The organism is Paenibacillus sp. BJ-4 (assembly GCF_020404765.1).
Lineage (GTDB): Bacteria > Bacillota > Bacilli > Paenibacillales > Paenibacillaceae > Paenibacillus.
Genome location: NZ_JAIVEM010000105.1, coordinates 1 through 211, shown reverse-complemented (window position 1 = coordinate 211; position 211 = coordinate 1). Strand labels below are relative to the sequence as shown.

Annotated in this window: 1 protein-coding gene; it reads left to right on the top strand. The window is 55.5% G+C overall.

Features of this window, described 5'->3' with window-relative positions; genetic code table 11:
* Positions 1 to 211: transposase (locus LCF57_RS17790; protein ID WP_226001893.1), on the top strand; the 211-nt coding region annotated here is incomplete at both ends.

The following is a 211-nucleotide window of genomic DNA, read 5'->3' as shown; positions in this document are numbered from 1 at the left end:
GCAATGTATATATTTGCCCAGCCCAACAGGAACTGCCCTACCGAACGACGGACCGTAAGGGATACCGGCAGTATGCCTCTGACCCAGCTAAATGCGAGTATTGCCCACTGCTGGGCCAGTGTACCCAGTCTCGAAACCACCGCAAAGTGGTGACTCGGCATGTCTGGGAAGACAGCAAAGAGTGGGTACGGAGCAACCGACTAAGCCCATC